At 48.6% G+C, this 21918-nt stretch carries 16 protein-coding genes; 10 read left to right on the forward strand and 6 right to left on the reverse strand.

Translation table 11 applies throughout. The features are described from left to right. Positions 1-549: 549 nt before the first annotated feature. The 3 genes from PP769_RS01505 to PP769_RS01515 all read right to left on the reverse strand — a co-directional run bounded on the left by PP769_RS01505 (position 550) and on the right by PP769_RS01515 (position 4524). Positions 550-924 carry a hypothetical protein gene (locus PP769_RS01505; RefSeq protein WP_312644335.1) on the reverse strand — a complete coding sequence of 125 codons (375 nt, stop codon included), beginning with the start codon at positions 922-924 and terminating at the stop codon, positions 550-552. Between the two features lie 607 nt (positions 925-1531). Then, positions 1532-3475 carry a sigma-54 interaction domain-containing protein gene (locus tag PP769_RS01510; RefSeq protein WP_312644337.1) on the reverse strand — a complete coding sequence of 648 codons (1944 nt, stop codon included), beginning with the start codon at positions 3473-3475 and terminating at the stop codon, positions 1532-1534. A 737-nt stretch (positions 3476-4212) separates the two neighbouring features. Continuing rightward, positions 4213-4524, reverse strand: coding sequence for a hypothetical protein (locus PP769_RS01515; RefSeq protein ID WP_312644341.1), 312 nt, complete (start codon positions 4522-4524; stop codon positions 4213-4215). Positions 4525-5466: 942 nt separating this feature from the next. Here PP769_RS01515 and PP769_RS01520 point away from each other — a divergent pair. The 7 genes from PP769_RS01520 (at position 5467) to mdoH (ending at position 14987) form a co-directional block, all read left to right on the forward strand. Then, positions 5467-6216: an ATP-binding cassette domain-containing protein gene (locus PP769_RS01520; RefSeq protein ID WP_312644343.1), complete on the forward strand. Its 750-nt coding sequence runs from the start codon at positions 5467-5469 to the stop codon at positions 6214-6216. A 10-nt stretch (positions 6217-6226) separates the two neighbouring features. Then, positions 6227-7825 carry a glycine betaine ABC transporter substrate-binding protein gene (locus PP769_RS01525; protein WP_312644345.1) on the forward strand — a complete coding sequence of 533 codons (1599 nt, stop codon included), beginning with the start codon at positions 6227-6229 and terminating at the stop codon, positions 7823-7825. A 349-nt stretch (positions 7826-8174) separates the two neighbouring features. After that, complete coding sequence (gene egtD, locus PP769_RS01530; protein ID WP_312644347.1) at positions 8175-9158, forward strand: L-histidine N(alpha)-methyltransferase; 984 nt, start codon at positions 8175-8177, stop codon at positions 9156-9158. 91 nt (positions 9159-9249) lie between these two features. After that, on the forward strand, positions 9250-10302 hold the full coding sequence (locus PP769_RS01535; protein ID WP_312644349.1) for an aminotransferase class V-fold PLP-dependent enzyme: 1053 nt from the start codon (positions 9250-9252) through the stop codon (positions 10300-10302). Between the two features lie 775 nt (positions 10303-11077). Further along, the gene (locus PP769_RS01540) at positions 11078-12619 is read left to right on the forward strand and encodes a glucan biosynthesis protein G (RefSeq protein WP_312644351.1); all 1542 of its coding nucleotides are present in this window, start codon (positions 11078-11080) and stop codon (positions 12617-12619) included. Next, the gene (locus tag PP769_RS01545; RefSeq protein ID WP_312644353.1) at positions 12619-12867 is read left to right on the forward strand and encodes a hypothetical protein; all 249 of its coding nucleotides are present in this window, start codon (positions 12619-12621) and stop codon (positions 12865-12867) included. The genes PP769_RS01540 and PP769_RS01545 overlap by 1 nt, the downstream gene beginning before the upstream one ends. Then, positions 12864-14987 (forward strand): glucans biosynthesis glucosyltransferase MdoH, encoded by a 2124-nt coding sequence (mdoH, locus tag PP769_RS01550; RefSeq protein ID WP_312644356.1) that lies wholly within the window; start codon positions 12864-12866, stop codon positions 14985-14987. The genes PP769_RS01545 and mdoH overlap by 4 nt, the downstream gene beginning before the upstream one ends. A 462-nt stretch (positions 14988-15449) precedes the next feature. Here the strand turns inward: mdoH and PP769_RS01555 are convergent, their stop codons facing one another. Further along, positions 15450-16226, reverse strand: a complete 777-nt coding sequence (locus PP769_RS01555; RefSeq protein WP_312644361.1) for a glycosyltransferase family 2 protein — start codon at positions 16224-16226, stop codon at positions 15450-15452. 504 nt (positions 16227-16730) lie between these two features. Between PP769_RS01555 and PP769_RS01560 the strand changes: the two genes are divergently transcribed. The 3 genes from PP769_RS01560 to PP769_RS01570 all read left to right on the forward strand — a co-directional run bounded on the left by PP769_RS01560 (position 16731) and on the right by PP769_RS01570 (position 18639). Continuing rightward, the gene (locus PP769_RS01560; RefSeq protein ID WP_312647021.1) at positions 16731-17075 is read left to right on the forward strand and encodes a response regulator; all 345 of its coding nucleotides are present in this window, start codon (positions 16731-16733) and stop codon (positions 17073-17075) included. Between the two features lie 400 nt (positions 17076-17475). After that, the gene (locus PP769_RS01565) at positions 17476-17667 is read left to right on the forward strand and encodes a hypothetical protein (protein ID WP_312644364.1); all 192 of its coding nucleotides are present in this window, start codon (positions 17476-17478) and stop codon (positions 17665-17667) included. Between the two features lie 756 nt (positions 17668-18423). Beyond that, positions 18424-18639: a hypothetical protein gene (locus tag PP769_RS01570; RefSeq protein ID WP_312644366.1), complete on the forward strand. Its 216-nt coding sequence runs from the start codon at positions 18424-18426 to the stop codon at positions 18637-18639. A gap of 281 nt (positions 18640-18920) precedes the next feature. Here PP769_RS01570 and PP769_RS01575 read toward each other — a convergent pair whose 3' ends face one another. Beyond that, the gene (locus tag PP769_RS01575; protein WP_312644368.1) at positions 18921-20021 is read right to left on the reverse strand and encodes a CARDB domain-containing protein; all 1101 of its coding nucleotides are present in this window, start codon (positions 20019-20021) and stop codon (positions 18921-18923) included. Further along, positions 20021-20983 carry a hypothetical protein gene (locus PP769_RS01580; protein ID WP_312644370.1) on the reverse strand — a complete coding sequence of 321 codons (963 nt, stop codon included), beginning with the start codon at positions 20981-20983 and terminating at the stop codon, positions 20021-20023. The genes PP769_RS01575 and PP769_RS01580 overlap by 1 nt, the downstream gene beginning before the upstream one ends. Positions 20984-21918 lie beyond the last annotated feature (935 nt).

Genomic DNA, 21918 nt, shown 5'->3' on the forward strand with positions numbered 1-21918 from the left:
AAAATTATGTAACTAGTGTAACATTAAAATGTTACAATAGTGCTACATTAAGTTACATTGTGTTACACACTTGCTTGGCATGACTTCGGAAGATTTCTGGTTTGATGACCAGGATTTTCCCTGGAAATGTGAGGATGGACACGGCTGTAGAAGATGCCCCTCCAGCCTGAAATACTCAATCAGGCGATGAATAATATTCGGGAAAAACAATAAAAAAGCGAAAATTCTCGGCTCTGCACTGCCAACTCATATTCGAGCATTGGACCCCATGGCTGAGCAGGTTGTCGGTCTTGTTCCTGAAAAGAAAAAATTAGCGGAACACACTCGTGCGAGGATTAGGAAAAAACCGGGGGTAAAAAGCAGACCTGCACCCTAAAATTGGCCCGCTAAATTGGTGAGCCCAACATCATGCCTGAGTTCGGTAAGTCGATTTTCCACATTGGCTCGGTGAGGAATAGTCAGCCTCTATCGACGGAAGAGTTATTTATAAATACTAACACCGATAGCAAGACAATCCTGCTCCCTCTTCCCTGGAGGGCTCCATTACTTCTATTCCGTCAGCTTGGCCTGGTCGGCCTGCCGATAATGCCAAGCAATCTTTTCATTCAGAAGTTTCTCTTGCTCTTCCAATGTGCTGGAAAAAAGCTTTAATGAGCTTCTGGTAAACCCCTTCGGATCAAAGTATGGTTTTTCCTCCAACTTGCTTATGCGTTTATCCAATTGCTGAATTCGGTCCTCTAATGACTGGACTTCCTCTTTTTCAGAATACGCAGCAGCTATATGGTCCTGAATGGACCAACCCTGGGTTTCCAGATTCCATTCAGAGATCTGTTCTTTCGTAATCTCACCAGCCAATACAAATTGTGGAATGCCTAGGAGTAGTACCCCCCCGAGGAAAAATAACATCAATAATTTGTGATTCATGGCTTCCTCTCTTCCTGACTGCTTCAAAAAAAAATCAATATGATTCACTGACGACTCTTTCATCTCAATTCATAACTATCCAATTTATAGGCCAACAGTAATTAGGCAATACTTTCCTTAAATTTCAACGTGTTAATATTTGCGCCATAAAGTAAAACTGCCGAACTGTTACATTTAAATGAACAGAAGTGTAATGTGTTGATACATTATGTAACACGTCTGCCTGTTATGGTTTCAGATGTGTTTCTTGTTTATTTGAGTACTGAACGACACCTAACTCTACGATAAAAGAGGCGGGATTTTTGTAACTGTTCTATCGTAACTGTTCTAGAGAAAAAGAGGGGAAAAAAGGAAATGTGTGAAAATCCCGCAAACACGCAGGCAGAGGACTTCTCGGCCGCGGTCGGCTATCAATTCGGGCGTTCCGCCATCCAGGGGATGGCCGGCCGCCCTGTCCATGGAAAGCCATGACTTATCCAGTCCGGCTGACGGGGTAGAAATCGGACCTTTCTGAAATCTCCTTCACCCAGATTCGCCCAGGCTTGAAAGTGGCAAATTGTCTATGGAGTTGGAGGATGCATTATGCAAATGTCTCCCAAGACAAACTTCAAATGGAAGACGTCTTACGGCGAGCAGGAATTCCGAGGCGTGACATGCGACGATACAACGTGAGGCGTGCGATCCCAAGGAGCTTTGCGGCGGCTGAACGATTCCCTCCCGTCTGCTTCAATGCCGCGAGAATCTTCTCCTTATCATCATCATGGCTTGAAGTGATGTCTTCAGAGGGTGCCACTGGAAGCCTTTCATCCTGATTAAGCACCTCTGGCGGTAAATCTTGAGGTTGAATAATCGTCTGAGGACATCGAATGACGGCGAATTCAATGGCATGCTTGAGTTCGCGAACGTTTCCAGGCCAAGCATAGGCCATCAACAGCCGGAGCGCTTCATTACTCACGGCCTCAACAGGCCTTCCTGTTGTCGCCCGATATTGGTTCAGAAAATGGCTGATTAACAATGGGATATCTTCCCGTCGTTCCCGCAGCGCAGGCAATAACACTCTCCCAACCCGAATCCGATACAACAGGTCAGCCCGGAAGGTTCCCGCACTGACATCGTTGGCAAGATTATGATGGGTGGCCGCAAGCACACGAACATTCACTTTCCGGAGCCGAGATTCCCCAAGACGGGTAATTTCCCATTCTTGCAGAACTCGAAGCAGACTGGTTTGGACGGTGAGCGGAATATCCCCGATTTCATCCAGAAACAAAGTTCCTCCTTCAGCGGCTTCGATCAATCCCTGCTGATCTGATACGGCGCCTGTGAAGGCCCCACGCTTATGCCCAAATAATTGGCTGGCGACGAGTGATTCGGTCAACCCCGCACAATTCACTGCAATAAAAGGAAACTCATTACGGTGGCTGGCTTGGTGAATGGCACGAGCGACTAGTTCCTTGCCTGTTCCGGTCTCTCCCTCAATAAGTATGGTGGAATCCACACGGGAAAAATCCTGAATCTGCTGGAAAACCAATTGCATGGAATGACTGGCGCCAATAAGATCCTGATATTTGCCCGTCTCTCCTAATAGTTGACGAAGGGTCTGCACCTCCGAGGCATCGTACAAGAAAAACATTTTCCGTTCCGGATCTCGTGGATCATCTCTGACATCCACATTGATCCAACGAGTGCACTCTCCGCCAACCTCAGACATGCGCACTAAGACCTCCTGCCGTTCACCAGGAGAACGATTCACCATGTCCTCAATTTGAACATGATAGGAAGGATCGCTAAACAACGCTTTCCAGGACTCACCTGAATGAGGAAAATTCGATTTCCCGCATAACTGTTGGGCCGCCTGACTCAGAAAGGTCACCTTTCCATCTCTGTCGGTCAGGGCAGTCCCGATATGCAATTGATTTAAAATAGCAATGAGATCATCATGATTCCGCTGGATCTCCGCAATTAAGTCCTCTAATTTCTCTTCGGCTTCTCTCCGTTGGGTCACTTCCCGCGACAGTAAACGATTGGCCGTCGTCAGGTCTGATGTTCTGTCCAGCACCCGCTGCTCCAGCACATCATGCGCCTCACGAAGGGCAGCTTGCGTCCGCTTCCGATCCAACTGCAACCGGATCATCTCTCCCAGTGAGTGCAATAAATTCCGCTCTTCTTGGAGGAAGGGGCCTTCAACTTCCGTCGGGCGTTCCTCCAGATACACGACTTCAATTTCACCCGTCGTTCCATCTCGGCAAATAAACTCTTCCCGCTGGGTCCACGGGGATCCCACAAAATTAGGGGTCGTAATTTCCAGATGACCAAACCGAATCCGGGCGGCTGTGACTTCCGGGTATTGCCAGGAGGGCGGAATAAGATCGGCAATGCGTTGAAGTAATTCCTGAGTCGATAAATCTTCGTTGTGAAACAATTGTGTGGTGGAATGGAGTGCGGTCAGTTCTTTCACGCGTTCCTGGAGATCGTGCAAAGTCCGCTTCAATTCTTGATCCGAATCCTTCAATACGTGACTATCGGTAGATGACAAGGAATCTTTGTCTTCCATGATGGCTTCCTATGGCACTTTAAAATAAGACAAGCTCCCCAACGACCTGGCTTAGCGCTCTAAGGTCTTCGGGACATTCCTCCGCATCGAACCACTGAATGGGACTAATCGGTCTCTGTCAAAGGTTTCAGCCCAATCGATTGCATGCGGGATACTCCACGCCCAATTCGCATTATCCCAGCACAAGAATGTGTGATACGTCCTGGCCATTCAATCTCCTCATTCACAGTGATCTTCTCACTTCACAGAGTGCCTCGTCACCCGTGTTGTGATGAATCCTCTCCATATACTCCACCTGATGAAACCAATTGTGAGACGTATTAAACCCATTCTACCTGAACCGAGACAATGGAGTGACCAGGCTTCTCAATTTTGTTGGTGTCCTTTTGCAATTGCTCAGGATTATGCCTATGTTTGATTTGGCTCGATAAGGCAACAGATGGAGGTTGACCAAAACATCCATTACCCTCATAACGAATATTGCCATGAAATTGAATTTCATCAGACAAATGGAACATGCACAAAATGGGAAATGGATGACCAACTTCCTTCGGGTTTTGGGGTTTCCCTCGTCGGGCATACCTCACCCATATGTCCGTTTGGTAAAGATGCATTCACACTCCAATTTCAAACGAGAAAAAGGGAAAGAGAGAGGTTTTCAAGAAGAGGACAAATTAGGAGCAGGATTCACGAGAGAGAATGCAAAATTTTATTTTCCAGGATGAAATGGATACGCCTCAATGATGTGCCTCTTGTTTACGATGGAGGACTTCCCGAACCATATTCGGAATCTTCCCTTGAACAAAAAGCTTTGAGAGGACGGCCAATGCCCCGGCATGGGTCGCTCTCGTTCGCACAGAATTTGTAAGGTTTCCTGTAACCATCACAGCAGGTGGACAGCGACAATACACACGGTCGTCGACAACCAGAATAGAAACAGGATGCAAAGATTCAGAATTTATCCCATCCAACTTTTCCTCCGATTTCACAAGAATAAATGGATTTTCCGGAGAATAGTTTTGGGAATCGGGACCCCATACAGAAATCATGGACATTCCTCCCCTAAATTTGCCTTCCTTCACCCATCGCACTCCCTATCCAAAAAAAAACGCACACATTTATTTCGGAGTTCCATGTGATCTATGGGTTTCATAATAAAATCCATCGCCCCATTTTCAAGGGCCTTTATCAGCAGCCTCTTGCTTGAGGGGCTCAAGATGACCATCCCTGGCGGAACAGCCATTCTTCCACGAGGCTGAGACACCACCCCGGCATAAGGTTTGGGAAGTTCAATGCCGAGCCCTTCCAGTGCGACTACTCAAAACGCCTTTCCCGGATCGATTCATGAGAATAACCGGATCCACAATATCGCCACACTGCAGACAGCGAGCAGACATGAATTCAATTTCATTTTCAACGAGATCAAAAACCGACTCGCTTTTCATGAGTCCTCCACATCGACAACACGCATCGGGTCTTTGGCTGGAGGTCGGGCAGCCCTCAAGATGAGAGTTTCCATTTACGTGTGCATGCATTCAAATCTCCTAAGAAAAAAAACACACCATTATAAATAACCTCATGATTATGAGAGACCATTCAATTTTTTTTGAAGCCATACTTCTTCTATTTTTCTCCAAAGTAGTGCAACCACTATGCCCATCTTAAACCTTTCAAGATCATGGAATTTCCCCATACATTTCAGCACTTCATTCCCAAGTCAGAAGATCACGTCACCATGATAAAAAACCCGAGCGTTGTCGCACAGGCAAGCATGAGCGACATAACCCACCCGCTCCCCTTTCTTCACGTTCTCTCCAATTTTATAGAGGGCATTCCTAGGCCAGCATGGCATCTGGCCTTAAAACCGAGGGTAGTCTCTCCGGTTGAACCCTGTTATCCTGGCTATGGGTCATTCTCCAGCCGTTCATCACGACGATGCCGCTTCACCACACCATTGGGATCCTCTTATCCCCGTCCCTAAGGACATCCACATGAACCCCTGGGCACTGGAAATCCAACATGTCAGCAAGCAATTCCCGGATGGCACCTATGCCCTTCAGAACATTGAATGGGGTGTGAAAGAGGGGGAAACTATGGCGCTGATTGGGGAAAGCGGATCCGGAAAAACCACCTTTTTGCGTCTTCTGAATCGGCTGATAGAACCAACGACCGGTACCGTCGTCATTCAAGGCGAGCCCGCCTCTGCACAGGATCCAATTCAATTGCGTCGACGACTGGGGTATGTCCCACAAGATGGCGGACTTTTCCCTCACTGGACCATCAAGCAAAATGTCTGCCTCGTCCCTCATTTATTGGGATGGACATTGGAACAGCAACTCGAACGAGTCGACATGCTCTTACCTCTCATGAACCTGAATCCCTCGCAAATTGCCGAACGCTACCCCATTGAACTATCGGGGGGACAGCGGCAGCGCGTGGCCGTGGCACGTGCTCTGGCAGCCGATCCGCCCATCGTCCTGCTCGACGAACCATTTGGCGCGTTAGATCCGCTCACGCGTCATGACCTGCAGGACCAATTTCTCTCCCTTCAAACCCGATTGCAGAAAACCATGGTCCTGGTGACCCATGACATGTCAGAAGCCTTTAGGCTAGGCGACCGGATTACCATCCTCAAAGAAGGATGCATTCAGCAAGTCGGGACTCCACACCAAATTCTTCATTCACCGGCTACGCCCTATGTTCATTTGCTCGTTCAACATTATCACGCTTATCGAGGTTAACAGGAAGGAGATGAACACCGATCGGATCAGACAACGCACAGAAAAGATCTCTAGAGGAATCGTGGTCGGACTTCTTGGAGTGCTCTATTTTTTTCTTTCTCAGCCGGTTTGGGCCTCTGAGACCATTGTGGTGGGATCCAAGAATTTTATGGAAAGCCGGCTGCTGGCAGAAATGTTCGCTCAACTCATTGAAGCCCGTACGGAATTAACCGTCACGCGTCGCCTCGGACTCGCCGGCACTCAAGTTTGTTTTGAGGCTTTAAAAACGGGAGGGATTGATCTTTATCCCGAATACACAGGAACAGGGCTCGTCACCATTCTGGGTGAACCGCCGATGCAGGATCGAGTATCTGTCTTGAACCGCGTTCGCACGGAGTTTCTTCACCGATGGGATATTTGGTGGCTGGCACCACTCGGATTTGAGAATTCTTATGCGCTAGCCCTTCCCCGTGATCGAGCGCAAACCTTAGGACTCCGAACGATTTCTGATCTTGTGCGTGTCGCCCCTCACATGAAAGCCGGATTTGGGTATGAATTTATCCAGCGAGAAGATGGATTGGCGGGGTTGAAAAAAACCTACGGGTTACAGTTTCAGGAAGTGATCGGCATGCAACAAACCTTGAAATATCAAGCCACAGATAAGGGAGAGGTTGACCTCTTAGATGTCTACACCACAGACGGACGCTTAGCCGTGTATGACTTTGTCGTCCTGAAAGATGATCGCCGGTTCTTCCCACCGTATGAGGCCGCAGCACTCGTTCGAGGGGAAATTCTCAAACGCTATCCGGAATTGGGACGGGTAATCAGTTTGCTCACCAATGCCATAGACCCAATACGCATGCGTGAATTAAATCTCCGGATTCAGGAACAGGGAGAACCGGTTCCCCAAGTAGCACATAGCGCCTTACGGGCACTCGAGCTTGTGGCCGACAATCACGTCCAACCAGCCGCCAGTGGGGAACATTCCGATTCCATTTTGTCCTACATGTGGAGCACACGTTCCAATTTGGCCCTGCGCACAGGAGAACATCTTGGGCTTTCCGGGCTAGGGTTGTTCCTGGGAATACTGGTCGCCATTCCATTGGGGCTGGCTCTCGAACGGTGGCGAAGAGGAGCGGAAGCAATCATCCGAATAATCGGCATGTTGCAAACGATTCCATCCATCGCACTTCTGGCCTTTATGATTCCGATATTTGGCGTAGGAGCGCTTCCCGCCATCATGGCCTTATGGATGTATTCGTTATTCCCCATTCTTCGAAATACCTATTCGGGGTTACGGGACGCAGCGCCAAATGTAGTGGAAACCGGGCGAGCCCTGGGTATGACGGAATGGCAAATTCTCCGCACTATTCGCCTTCCCCTCGCCGCGCCGACCATCATGGCGGGCATTCGCACCTCTGCCATCTGGACCGTCGGGACTGCCACACTGGCCGCCTTTATCGGAGCGGGAGGTTTGGGTGTCCCCATCGTGGCCGGCCTCCAGCTTGCGGATGTTAATCTGATCTTATCCGGCGCCTTACCCGCAACGGTATTGGCTCTATCGGTTGATGGGCTCTTGGGTCGAGTAGAACAATGGGCTCGGCCACGCGGCCTGGATCCGGTTCGATAATCTCATCGGATTGCCATTTGGTATATGCCAAAGGCACGCCAGCCCCAATGACATTTTGGCAGACAAAAGATCCCTTTCTCATCTGATTTCGTCAATGTCTTTGTCTTGCCCGCAACCCTCTCTGCCGCTATAGTGGAAGTATTGATGCTATTTTAATGCATTCGTCATCATCCACAGCCCCATTTGCAATTTTGCGTATTGAAGGCAGATCAGGGAACTTATCGGGACCGAAGGATGTTCATTTTCTGAACATTTTCTTTCCGTCTAATTCCAACAATGACATCATCTGTCCTGACGTTTGATGGGAGAGGTTTGAATACTTTTCACGATAGACCCCCGAGGAGGGCTCATGTCATCGCAAACAGATCCATCAATAACCATTGATCTTCCATTAACCAGAGAAGATCCGGACTTAGTCAAAACCCAAATCACCCGCGGTCTGCAAGCAAGCCCCAAAACCCTCCCTTCGAAACTCTTTTATGACGAACAGGGATCCACCCTGTTCGAACAAATATGCGAGTTGCCGGAATATTATCAAACACGCACCGAGCATCAGCTGCTCACCAAGTGCGCCGACGAAATTGTGGCTCTCAGCGGAGCTGAAGAACTCGTGGAATTAGGATCCGGCGCAGCCACAAAAACACGGGTTCTCCTCGATGCCATGGCCAAGGTTGACCAGCTGCGCTATTTCGTCCCCTTTGATGTCGATGAAGCCATTGTCCGACGGGTCTCAGAAGAACTGGTCCGCGAGTACCCCGGTCTCCAGATACATGGTGTGGTAGGGGATTTTCTTTGCCATTTGGAGCATATTCCGGAAGGCGGCAAACGCCTGGTAGTCATCCTTGGAGGAACCATTGGCAACCTTCCTGCTTTTGCCGCTCAAGAGTTCCTCTCCTCTGTGAACTCAGAAATGGCATCCGGGGATTATTTCTTATTGGGAGTCCAGCTCATCACGGAACGAAGTCGCCTGGAAGCCGCATATAATGACAAACAGGGCATTACAGCAAAATTTAACAAAAATATTATTCGTGTTCTTGGTCATCAGTTTGGATCTCAGGCTGATCCGGATTCGTTCGACCATATCGCCAGATACAACAATGATGAACATCGAATTGAAATGTGGCTCCGGTCACGAGAAGATCAAATTCTGGACATTCAGGATTTAGGATTACAAGTCCATCTCAAACAAGGGGAGGAAATCCGCACCGAAATCAGCACGAAATATGACCGCCGCTTGGCCGAAACACTTCTCGCGGCTTCGGGTTTTGCCTTGGTCAAATGGTACTCGGACCCTGAAAGCCTGATTGGCCTCGCGCTCGCCAAAAAACCCTAAGCCGGATGGTCCGAGAGAGGCACCCTCTTTTTATCAGGATTCAGACCCGAACTAATCTCACAAACCTAGGGTACTCCGCCAACCTACTCCCATGATTTATCTCAATCCGGCTGGACTCGCTCCGTTCAACCATGACGTGCAGCAAGAAATTTCACGGACACTCAACACATTCAGTCACTTGTTATACGCGGAAGCCGGCATTCAGTATTACCGGGACACACTTCAGAAATGCCGACGGACCATTGCGGATTGGTTGAGGTTGAATGATGAACAGCGGCTCGCCTTCATGCCCAATACCACAACTGCATGTAGCCTGGTCCTTTCTCAAATCAATTGGAAACCTGGAAATGTTCTTCTAACCACCACTCATGAAAATTCAACGATTCTCAATGAAATCAACAAACTCAGTGACCGTGGAGTCCGCGTCATTACACTTAACCCGGATGTCCCCTCCGGCTTTCTTCCCGCGCTTGAACGCACTCTAAATGAACAACCCATTCAGGCCATTGTCATCAGTCACGTCTCTCATTTTGATGGGCGTATCTTTCCCATTACCGCAATCCAGGACCTGGCGCAGTCACACCACACGCTGCTCATCGTCGATGGGGCGCAAGCCGTCGGACATATTCCAGTTTCTTTTCAGGAGATTTCTCCCTATGCGTATTTTTTCCCTGGCCATAAATGGTGCACAGGCCCAATGGGAACCGGCGCGCTGATCGTCGGGAAAGACGGTCACCAAGAAACGCAACCCTATTGGTCCGGATACGAATTGGGTACCCAGAATATTAGCTTAATCGCCGGATTTGCCAAAGCCTGCCATCTCAAGGCCCAACAAGATCCACACAAACACATCCTTGAACAGGTGCGAGAAGAATGGAAAGTCTGTCTCGGATACTATCCTGGCATTCGGATTATCGAATGGGACGGGGCGCATGCTCCCGGCATCATAACGTTTGCCTGCCTTGACGAACACACGGAACAGGCCATGCACACCCTTTCCTCCACTCATTCCATTGCCTGGAAAACCCTCACCCATCCTTCCCATCCCTCAAACCTTTCGATCCGTATCTCATGGACTACCGACACATCAAGTGTCGACATCCGTTCAACCCTTGCATTGTTTTCCTCACGCTCAAAAAAGTGAGGGGCCCTGCACACCCTAGAACGCCTTCGGAGTATTCTAGGATAACCAACTTCGAAGAATTTCTTAAAGGCACGATGCCTTGAGGCAAAAGCGCAATTCCCTACCCATTGGGTTTCGCCATAATCGCTATAACTTGGGTAGAGCCATTCTCTGATCCGGGCGGCAACCCGGTCAAAGCGTTACGGGGACACGTTTTACCGGCGAGAACGAACTGGTTCAGCTGGGTTTAATTTAACGGGAAGAATACGATGGAATGGTAAACGGCTTCTTCTTTCAATGGGGATGTCAATCGAAAACTTTCCAGAATTTTGTGGATTAATGGCCAAAAACTGTTGAAAAACAATGCAGAGCAGGATAGATACCAAATCAAAATGTGCTATAATCGTGCCCAAAATGTCCTTGAGCAAGAACATGTTCTCACTTAGTCACCTGAGCGGTGAATTGCCTCAAGGTATTGCTCAAACTTTCCATGACCATATTTTTACGTGCTACCATCTCCAATGGCTTCCCTGTCTACAAAGTTCAATGATACAAAGCGATCAAGGTCTCTCGCTTCTTGGTTGTTCTACGATAAATTCCTCCTCTTCCCACAGTTTTGCATACCCCTATATAGTACAATTCACGATGGAACCCAGAACAAACAGGGAAACCATCTCCCTCTTAGCCAACGCAGAATAACCTTCCCCATTGAGCATTCCTTCTTGGGTTTTTTCTTCAGTGGGATTTTATATGGGTAATTTCAGTTTCATTATCTTACTAAACGGGAGCGTCAGTGATGAGAATCTTGTCAGCTGGAATGGTCGCGATGTTCTTGATGTTCCCCCTGCATGTCGCAGCGGGCTTCACATTCGATCAGGTGGTTCAGAAAGCGAAAAACTTAGCGGATAAACCCTATGAGGCCCCTCAACTTGTTCCAAAAATTATGCGGGAAATCTCCTATGAGGCGTATAAAGGAATCAGGTTTAATCCTGACCACAGTCTGTGGAAAGAGAGCCAATCAAATTTTCAAGTCATGTTTCTTACTCCGGGGTTGCATTACACCCACCCGGTGACCATCAACGTCATTGACGCCGAAGGTCCACGCCCGCTGGTTTTTAAGAAAAGCGACTTTGTGTTTGCCGACCCCGAGATCGAAAAACGGGTGCCGGCCGATGTAGGATTTGCCGGATTCAAGCTGACCTTTCCCTTGAAAAACAAAAATGAACAAAATCAGTTTTTGGTTTTCGCAGGGGCGAGTTATTTTCGGGGGGTCGGAAAGGAAAACGTGTTCGGGTTAGCAGGACGAGGCCTGGCCATTGATACGGGACTCCCCAGCGGGGAGGTATTTCCTTCATTCACGGAATTCTGGTTGGTACGCCCGTCTCCAGATGCCAAAGAAATGGTGGTTTATGGTTTACTGGACAGCATCAGTCTCACTGGAGCGTATCAATTTACCATTGTCCCCGGTAGCCAGACGAAAATGAAGGTACGCACCAAACTCTTCCCCAGAAAACCTATTCAGTTATTGGGTGTTGCCCCGCTGACCAGCATGTTTTTTTATGGAGAGAATACCCCGCGACCAGCTGGAGAATGGCGCCGGGAAGTCCATGATTCGGACGGATTGCAGATTCATGATGGCCTCACCCGTGAGTGGTTGTGGCGTCCCTTGATGAATCCTGCCAACCTTGAAATGGATTTTTTCAGCACGGACAATGTACAAGGATTCGGTTTACTGCAACGTGAGGAAAAATTTTCTGGCTACGAAGATTTAGGGGCGCATTATGAACAACGTCCAAGCGCCTGGGTCGAACCACAGGGTGACTGGGGGCAAGGAAAAGTGGTGCTCGTCCAACTGCCTACCCCCAATGAAACACATGACAACATCGTCGTGTTTTGGACACCCGTAGCGCCCGTGACCCGGGAGACTCCTTTAGAAATGGCCTATGATGTGAGTTTTGGCAAGGCCACTCTCTCACAAAATCCGTTGGGAACCGTGGTCAATACCTTTATCGGGGACGGCAATCGTATCGGGGGAGGTAATGTCCCGCAGGCGTATCGTATCATTATCGATTTTGCAGGTGGCCCACTGAGCAAAATGCCGCCCGATGCTCCCATTAGCGGCCAGGTTACGGTGTTGGACAATAGCGACATCCTGGAGCATTTTGTGGAATATCATGAACAGATACAAGGATGGCGATTGTCCATCCTGGCCAAACCTCAAGACAAAAAGCCGCTTCATTTGCGGGCATTTCTCAAAACTGAATCGGCAACCTTAACGGAAACCTGGACGTACCGTCTGCCAATGAATAATAACATTCTGGCACCAGAAAAAGAATAATGGCCCGATCGATTGCCGAACATACTCTTTCACGAGTCTGCGATTACCTGTCGGCTATGGGAGTGGAATTAACCCGCGAGGTCACGCTGCGGGCTCTCACTCTGGTTGAGGCCGGACTGGCTTCACAGCAGGAAGATCCACTGCAATTTGTGATGACAAGAATCCATGACCACTTTGCACTGCAGAATCCTCCTCTCCCAACTACCGCTCCACCGATCACACGCGGCAGCATGAGTTTTAACCCATGAAAGGTCGTGAAGCCACAATCGCCGAGGCCCAGCATTCGCTGGCCACCCCCAGACGAATAAGCTGGAGAATTGCCGCAGGACTCCGGCGCGCCCTGCTCACCGTATTAGTCCTCATTCAATCTTTCGTGGCCGCTTCATATATGACGGCCATCCTTCCCTATCATGGGGGGAATTTCCTGGAGATGGCGATTATTGCCCTGTTTTTTGTGTTATTCGTCTGGATTTCCGTTGGTTTTTGGATTGGCATGTTCGGATTTGTTCTCCGGTGTTTCGGCGGGGATCGATTTTCCCCACTGGGACGCCATTCCGCTGCAGAATTAAGCACACAACCCCTAGCACGGACAGCCGTGGTCATGCCGATCTACCACGAACCCATTCAGCGGACGTTCGGCGGAATCCGCGCAATGTATCGCTCATTAGAACAGACAGGGCAGATGGAACATTTTGATTTTTTCATTCTTTCCGACAGCCGTAATCCGGATGTGTGGTTGGCTGAACAAGCCGCCTGGCATCGGTTATGCCAAGAATTGGGAGCGGGCGGACATCTGTTTTATCGACGCCGGTCTCTGAACCAACATTATAAAAGTGGAAACATTGCCGACTTTCTCCGCCGATGGGGTTCCGGCTATGAGTACATGATCGTGCTTGATGCAGATAGTCTCATGGGTGGATCCACCCTGGTCACCATGGTGCAACTCATGCAGGCTGAACCTCAAACAGGCATCCTGCAAACCAGCCCCACCTTGATCAATGCCCGTTCAATGTTTGCAAGGGTCCAGCAATTTGCCAATCATATCTACGGCCCACTGTTTACGACAGGCCTTGCCTCCCTACAGCTTGGGGAAGCTGTTTACTGGGGCCATAACGCCATTCTTCGTACCCAGGCGTTTATGGAGCATGCCGGCCTGAAACGGCTTCCCGGACCAGGACTTTTTCATGGCCCTATTCTCAGTCACGATTTTGTGGAAGCCTCATTTATGGGACGGGGCGGGTATGAAGTCTGGCTGGAACCGGAACTCTCTCACAGTTATGAAGAATCCCCTCCCACCCTTGTGGATGACCTGCAACGCGATAAACGATGGGCCAAAGGAAATTTACAGCACATCTGGCTCATGCTGTTTGAACCTGGGCTGCGGCCTGCACATCGCATGGCCTTTTTGAACGGGATTATGTCCTACCTGGCATCCCCATTGTGGTTGATCTTTTTGGTGTTAACAACGATTGAAGCCGCACGTCTGGTCCTGTATCCCATCAATTACTTTCCGGAACCTCATAGCCTCTTCCCCCATTGGCCTGAATGGAATCCGGAATGGGCCATCATTCTCGCCAGCAGCACCTTGTTCCTGCTGTTTCTGCCAAAATTTCTGGCGGTGATCGATGTCATCCGACGTCGACGGAGCAAACAACACGGTGGCATCATTCGACTCCTGATTAGTGTCTTACTGGAAATAGTGGTGTCCACTCTCCTCGCGCCCATTCGCATGTTGGCCCATAGCCGTTTTGTGGTGGAAGCACTGCTTAATACAACCTTACGTTGGGCCGGCCAGAATCGAACAGATGAAACCGGCTGGTCAGCCGCCATTTTAAATCAAGCCCCGGGGACGCTGATTGCCGGAGCCTGGGCCGCATTCGCTTTCTGGCTTGATCAGATGTTTTTTTTCTGGTCCCTCCCGGTCGCAGCACCACTCGTGTTTGCCGCGCCCACCTCCGTTTTTCTCAGCCGGGTGGGACCAGGTGAACGACTGAAGAACTGGGGATTTTTGCAAGTTCCTGAGGAACGTCATGGCTCACCATTGCTGGATGATGTTTATGCCAGGACCTATCCTCAACTGGAAACCTATACTGAACGATCTTCTCCCGCCATCCAGGCTATCCTGGATCCGGTGCTGAACCAGGTTCATCAAGCCATGGCTCATGCGCATCGCGGCGGCAAAAAACAGGAAATGATCCTCGCGCTCCGCAAACGATGCTTTCAACATGGTCCACACTCTCTCACACAAAAAGAACTCTGTCATCTGGTACGCGACCGGGCCAGTTTGCAATGGCTCCATGAGCAGGCCTGGCAGGCTCCACCTGATTCCTATTGGGGGAAAGCCCTTCAGCATCATTTTCAACACTGAACAGAATTGACCAATACCCATCCATCTCTGGACTATCCATGTTTCTGACTCATCATTTCCTATGCATGAAGGGAGGAGATCGGACACATTGGCCTTTGATCGTCAACTATGATGGGACCAGGGCCCACACTCGTTTTGCAGAACTACATGGATTACATACTGAAGTTGGGCTTCCACTCCTTCCCACGCCGTCCTACCTAACTCTTGCTGAAATGGATTTGATGCGGATGATCCACAAAGGCGAAGTGCAGGAACGGAGAGTTTGGCCCTCTGGGCAGACAGAACGTTCTATGCCTTGACTTTCGTATCACTCGGCCAATTGTGAATCATTCCTCCAATGCTGGTTCGAGTCAGATTTGCCACGAAACCCTTTTTCAATGGGTCTTCCTGAACAATGCGGTGACCCTCAGAATTCTGATGCAGATGGAATGTGTGGGTAAGAAGACAATCAATCCGACGGAGTTATGAGGGGTTGGAATACCGATACAGCGTTTTGATGGACTGAATCCCGTCTCTCCAGCGAATTTTTTTCCCGTCCGCCTTACTTCTGGGTAAATACGAAATCGGCACCTCTGTCACGCGCCAATTCTTCTGAGCCACTTTCAGTGTGAGTTCTAACTCCAATTCAAACCCTGATTCTTCCAGTGAGATATCGCTCAAGACTTCCTGTTTAAACACTTTGTAACCGGTCCAGACATCCGTCAATGAGAGCCCAGTCGCAGCATTGGTTAACGTGGTGAAAATCTTGTTTCCCAGATAGGAGACTGATGGCCAACTCCCTTTCCAGCCCCCCAAAAACCGGGACCCGTAGACAACATCGGCCCGGCCTGTTATCACTGGCTCCAACAGTCGATAATAATCCTCTGGACTATATTCCAAATCGGCATCCTGCACGATGACAATGCTTCCTCGAACCTGCCCAAATCCCGTTTTCAGGGCTGCGCCTTTCCCTTGATTGTGCTGATGAGCCAACACCAGGACTTGAGAACAATCGGCACGTGACTCACACATTAATTTCTGGCTTTTTTCATCCTCTGCAGCCCCCTCGCCGAACTGCTCGTAGAGCCATTCCCGAGTTCCATCCGTGGACCCGTCATCCACAATGATTAGTTCTTTTGGAATTTCCACCTTTTGTACCCGGCCGACAATCGTCTCAATTGTTTTCCGTTCGTTATAGACGGGAATCACAATACTCACCAATTGAATTTTTTGATTTATTGTATCCTGAAGCTTTTCCATATCTTTTTCGACCGCAGCGGGGCATGGCCGCCTGGAACCGATTGCTGAAGGGTTTTCGGGTAGCCTACCATGAACGTTCACAAAACCCCTCTCATTTTTTGTGGGGAAATTCACTCCCAAAGAAGTCTCTGGTTTTTACAAAGAGATCTCACATTATCTGCTGCAGTGATCAATCCAAACCAACGGATAGTATCCATTTTTGAACGGGTTTCTCCTCCCAGTTGCGATTTTGTTCATTGTCTCAAATACCTTTTCTGTCCCCTCTCTTTGTCTCATAACACACCTCACGAGACCCGATCCCTTGAAACAAATTGAATAAAAATAGCTTCATTTCAATGCGTTAGAATGCCTAACCAATCCGGCACTCTCCTTGCGTAATTCATAGGCAATAAAAATGGATGAAGCAATAGGACAAGGAATGGAGGGAGGCAGATGAACATGACGGTATCTTCATCATAGACTTTCGAAAGGATTTCCGGTATCGGTTCCGTCACCATCCTGCTCATTGATGATTCCACGGATAATTTGATGATCCTGGGAGATGTCTTAGAACAAATGGGCTATCAGATTGTCTGCGCCGAAGATGGCGAGAAGGGGCTTGAACTCGCTCAACGGGTTCAACCCGACTTCGTATTTATGGATGTGACAATGCCTGGGCTTGATGGATTCCAGGCCTGTGAAAGACTTCGAGCACAGGAGAACTTTCAGCTTACCCCGATTATTCTCATGAGCGCGCAATCGGAAATCCCTCATCGAGACCAGGCCTTCGCAGCTGGAGGCTCTGAATTCTGGCCAAAACCCATAACCCCCACGAAAATCCGGACCGAACTTCATCGATTTTTGAAATAATACAGTTCAAGTAGAATCTGGTTTTCCCTTAACTGCAAGCAACATTCATTTGGTATGTGCTCCTATGAGACGACCTCCTTCTTTCATTGACAATAGAATTTTTCCCTTTCCATGCACCCGTTTATCTAAATGGATACATCCATCCTCCACAAGTAAACGAGGTCCTACTCACATGAAAACACACTAACTCCTGTACTATTGCTCAAATCATTGCTGAAATCACCGATTTAGAGACCTGATTTTGACATGGCATCTAAATTGCTATTTAATTCAAATTATGAGGTTTCCTTCAGAAATTCCCATTTAGAATACCTTTTTGAAGGAAAAACCACACAGGAAGAGTCATTTACCAGACGCCTATTTGGCGTATTTACCTTTAACAACAATGGAGAAAGTACTCATGGTTACCGGTCTAAGAAAAAATTCCACTATCAGCCTGTCCACTTGGGGCCAACGGGGAACGGCCGGGTTGGTCGAGGAATGGGAACCCCGAATACCCATTCCGGAAGAAAAGCCACAAACCCGTCGACGTTCGTCCATCTACAATCCAGGCCCAATCGAATCGAACACGGAGGAAGAAAATCTCAAATAATAGGACTCTCCCCCTAAAAAAGACTCCCTCAATCTTCTTCCTAAGTGAGTTATTTAGCCATCCCCCATGGCACTGACTTTGATTAACACAAGCCTTGAACTTTCTACCCAAAGAGTACCTTCAAATAAATAATTTCATGTTCTATCCCATTTAAGTATTACCCACTTAAAATAGCTCATCATTCGAATCTGCTCCCCATGTTTACGGCATGTACCCCTTTCGGTACTTCCTCATATGACACCAATCAAAGATTTTCAGGCACAATACTTTAACCTCCCTTTCCTTTTCCCTTTTAAATTAGTTGCTTAGCTTGCATTCCTTGTTGGCCAGAGGCAACAACACGAATAACGGCATCAAGGTTGCTTTTATTCGGAATCAGGAACGGATGAGGGCTGACTGACCAACATAGAGAGGCAACACCATGGAAAGCATTTTACTCCTCATCATCAGTGGCGTAAGTCTTTTGGGAGTGGTTTCCTTGTATTGGTTATGGCGACCATAGGCATGAACCCTAAAGAAGTCCATCCCATAACATGCCTTCCCTCACGATTTCCATGCTCCCTGTTAAACCAGTCAGGTGGAATGGCTTATTGCCCACCTATCCATATCGATTTTTTAGTACAGGATATTTGCATTCCATAGAACATGAACATTCTATTCGGCTGATATCTTTTCGAACAAAGAAATTTGAAGTTTACACTGCATCAATTCTTCAGAAGACTCTACGGCCTACGGCTTCTAAAGGAGAGACAAGCGATGAACGACGCAATGACCATTAGTCGATCATGTGAGGAGGGAAATTTTCTACTTAGGGATGGCGATTATGTGTGGAGAGTGAACGAAGACGGCAAAGTGGACTGTGCCGTTCTAGGTCATACCACTGCGTTCGAACTTCTCACCTTCATTCGGAATTGGAAAACCCCATCTCGTCGGATTTTTCAAGAATTCCCCTTCCAGGATTTTTCTCCCTGACTGACAGGACTTTTATGCCCGACCTCCAATTCTCATCACGCTGCTTTTGCCTGCCTGATTCTCCGGGCACATGCTTAACACCGACCCCTTTTGACAAGCCGGCGTAAACATTCTTGAAAAGCCGAGGCCGTGCAAGATTCTTCGAATCCTGACGGCCTCGGCTACCAAGTTGATCTCCATTGAACAGGCCCGGGGATCCGATCAAGGCCCATTCCCCTATAGTGGATCAGAAACCACAGGCAGTGGTGTCCCGGGATCCCTTATTTGCACATTCATTTCTTTCACTGAACCCGGATGGGAATATACGCCCGATTGTTCGAACCATTCACCTCATTAATATCGTTATCCTCATCAACGATGATTCCCAGCCAGTAATTTTGCCCCGCATTCAGAAAATTGGGTATGATCACCGGAATCGTGGTAGTTAACACGTCGGCAGGATGAATCGAGCCAAAAGTTCCCCCACCAATACGGGTATCGCTATAGCTAATAAAGTCATTCGTTGAGACATAGATTCCGAAGGTGACGTTGGCATGAGTCTGTTTCCCATTATTTTCGATCGTAAATTCCGGCCGCACTACATTTCCTCGATTCACCCGATACCCGGGTTCCCCGGCGATCGTAATACCGGACAACGTCCCGGTGTTGGCACTATTTCGAACTCGTACCCGGTCATGACTTGAATACTCACCGCTGGCTCCGGTTCTTCGCCAGTGCGAAGCGGACACATCGTTAAAGGCCGAGCTTTGCGAACCATAGAGCACCCGCGCCCCATGCGAAGCGTCTTCTCCGAAATACGTGATAGCTGATCCCCCATTGGTGTGATGGTGGCGCCAGGAATCACCCATGACATTGTATTCCCAATTGACATGCATCAGGCCAAGATAATGTCCGGCCTCGTGCACGATGACTGCATCGATGGGACGGCTTGAGCCGGTATACGTAAAGTTCGCGCTTTTGTTTTGGGAGGTCGTCCAGGACCGCCCTGTCGAATCCAACACAATATCCACTTCATCCAGTCCATAATGCCACCCGAATAACCAGTAGCAGTGATAGCGCATGCGGGCCTCTCCCGGTGGAGAAATACTTGCGGCCCATATTTCATTTTGTCCATTTCCACTTCCCACCCCACCTGTTTCGGTCGTATGGTTGATCGTAAACGGCGATGGGTTCGTGTTCGTAATATTCACACCTCGTTGGGCCGCCTGCAGGACGCTCCCGGCCGGAAAACTTCCTGTATTGATCCGCGCTGTCGTGGAGTTTCCTCCCCAACGCAATTTCTTGCCACTGTCCCCATTACATTCCAGCCAGGATGCTGAAAATGCGGGAGAACTACATAACATCAGGAACATCATGGGTAGGAAAATTTTTGTCATATTCATTATCGAAGTCCCTCCTTAGCATGAATGTCATAACGCTCTTCATCGCTTATTTTAAGTATTGCCTCATCCTTGGCCTCGAGAGCCAAGACCTCTTGGTCAGGCACCTCAAACCGTTCTTTCGCATTAGCCATCACTATTGGGAATCGAGGATCACCCACCTGTTTACTCCACTCGCGTATGGCGTCAAAAAATACTTCGGGACTCAACGGTTCTCCGTAGGTTTCCATTGGAATAGCCTCTGATTCTTCGGTGACATCTCTCTGGATTGGCAGAACCTGATTGCCCAGATTGACCGTCGTGACCTTGGGAGCTTCACGCTCATAACGGGCCTGCAGATCTTTCAAGCTCAGGCGGCTCTCCCGGCTTATGCGATCGATATAGGCCTTCATATCAGGTCGTTCCAACAAGGCTTTAAACGAAGGGCGGGGTATTTCCATGACATTCAGATCGAACCGTGGTTTACCCCCAATGCGTAACGTTTTGTGGGCTTCCACAACCGGCACTCCCCAACCATTCAACACCTGATTTTCATGTATACGGAATCTTCCCTCGACACATTCCACCAGCTGGCAATCGTCGATTTCTCCTCCTTTGACGAACAACACATCGGTTTGTCCAAGGGCAAACGCGGGGGCTGTCGAAACCATGTAGACACCACCCTGCCCATCGGCCCCACCGGGAATTCGAAGCGTAACTTTTTTGTCCGGGACATCACCTCTCAAAACTTCCAGAACCTGATAAGTCACAAACGTATGAGGAAGACCCTGAGGTTGCTCTTTCGTGGGCTCTGAGTTTCGATATTGGATATCAACAACCTGACCATACATAATCAAACCCGCTTCACGAACTTTCGATTGAAGACCGCCTTCGCCGGCATCATTAGGACTATGTCCCCATGCTGATGAATTGATGGCCACCATGCCAAGCATTACCGCTACGTTGAAGAACACATTGAGTTTCATAGAATGCCCTTTCTGTTTCATTTGCGTGAATACAAAATTGTCGGAACCGTGACCAAGCAGTCTTCATTTACGGATCACCGAAATCGTTGTGTGTCCATTTTCTGCGTTGCATCTGAATTGTTTGCGCCTGCTTTCTAAGCATGCACCCTCCTTGGTGAGTTAATGAGAAAAAGTATTTCTGCAGCCTGCTAAAGCAACCTCAATGCCAGAATCATCAATGAAAAAAAATCACCCTATTCATTGGCAATTTGAATATATTTCAATCCAAATTTTTTTCGATCAACTCCTCTTTACCGGCGAAACCCAACAATATTAGATACGAATGGTATCGATTCAGATACGCACAACGATTAGCAAACACGATCCCTCGCTCTATCGCCGTGAACCCATTACTGACCGTTAAAAGAGATTGAATCAATACCAACGCGAGAGGGGAGCAGCATCGGAACTGTTGTATTGCTTTGGCCGTTCATAAGGGAACGATGCCGGGAGTGGTTCGCTGGAGATGAAATTAAGGAATGTCATAGGGAAATCATCGTATTCCGAAGCGATGGTATTCAGGAGCAACTGAAGGGGTAAGACATACGACTCTTATATGGAGGGGATCGGGTTAAACCCGGATCGGGAAGTCAGGCGTGACTCGAATTTCCCAATGGCATCCGGATGGCACTCAAGGTACATTCTGATTCTCCTATTCTCTCTCGCTGGGAAGACGGCAAGGGATTTATCAGGATCTTACGTCAGTCGAAAGGAGAGGTTTGGGTCGAAATTATTGGAAATCGAAACTTCAGGAGCCACTGCAGCTGTAAAGGAAACGGAATTTGGCAACAAGGTCCTGCCGTATGGTGGACTCTCACTGTAGTGAAAAAGGGATCGTGGAATTCGGCACTGCGTTCGGAACCTGCCCGATCAAAACTTCTACACTTAGCTATGAG

Origin of the sequence: Candidatus Nitrospira allomarina, from assembly GCF_032050975.1 — a bacterium.
In the GTDB taxonomy this organism is placed as follows: domain Bacteria; phylum Nitrospirota; class Nitrospiria; order Nitrospirales; family UBA8639; genus Nitrospira_E; species Nitrospira_E allomarina.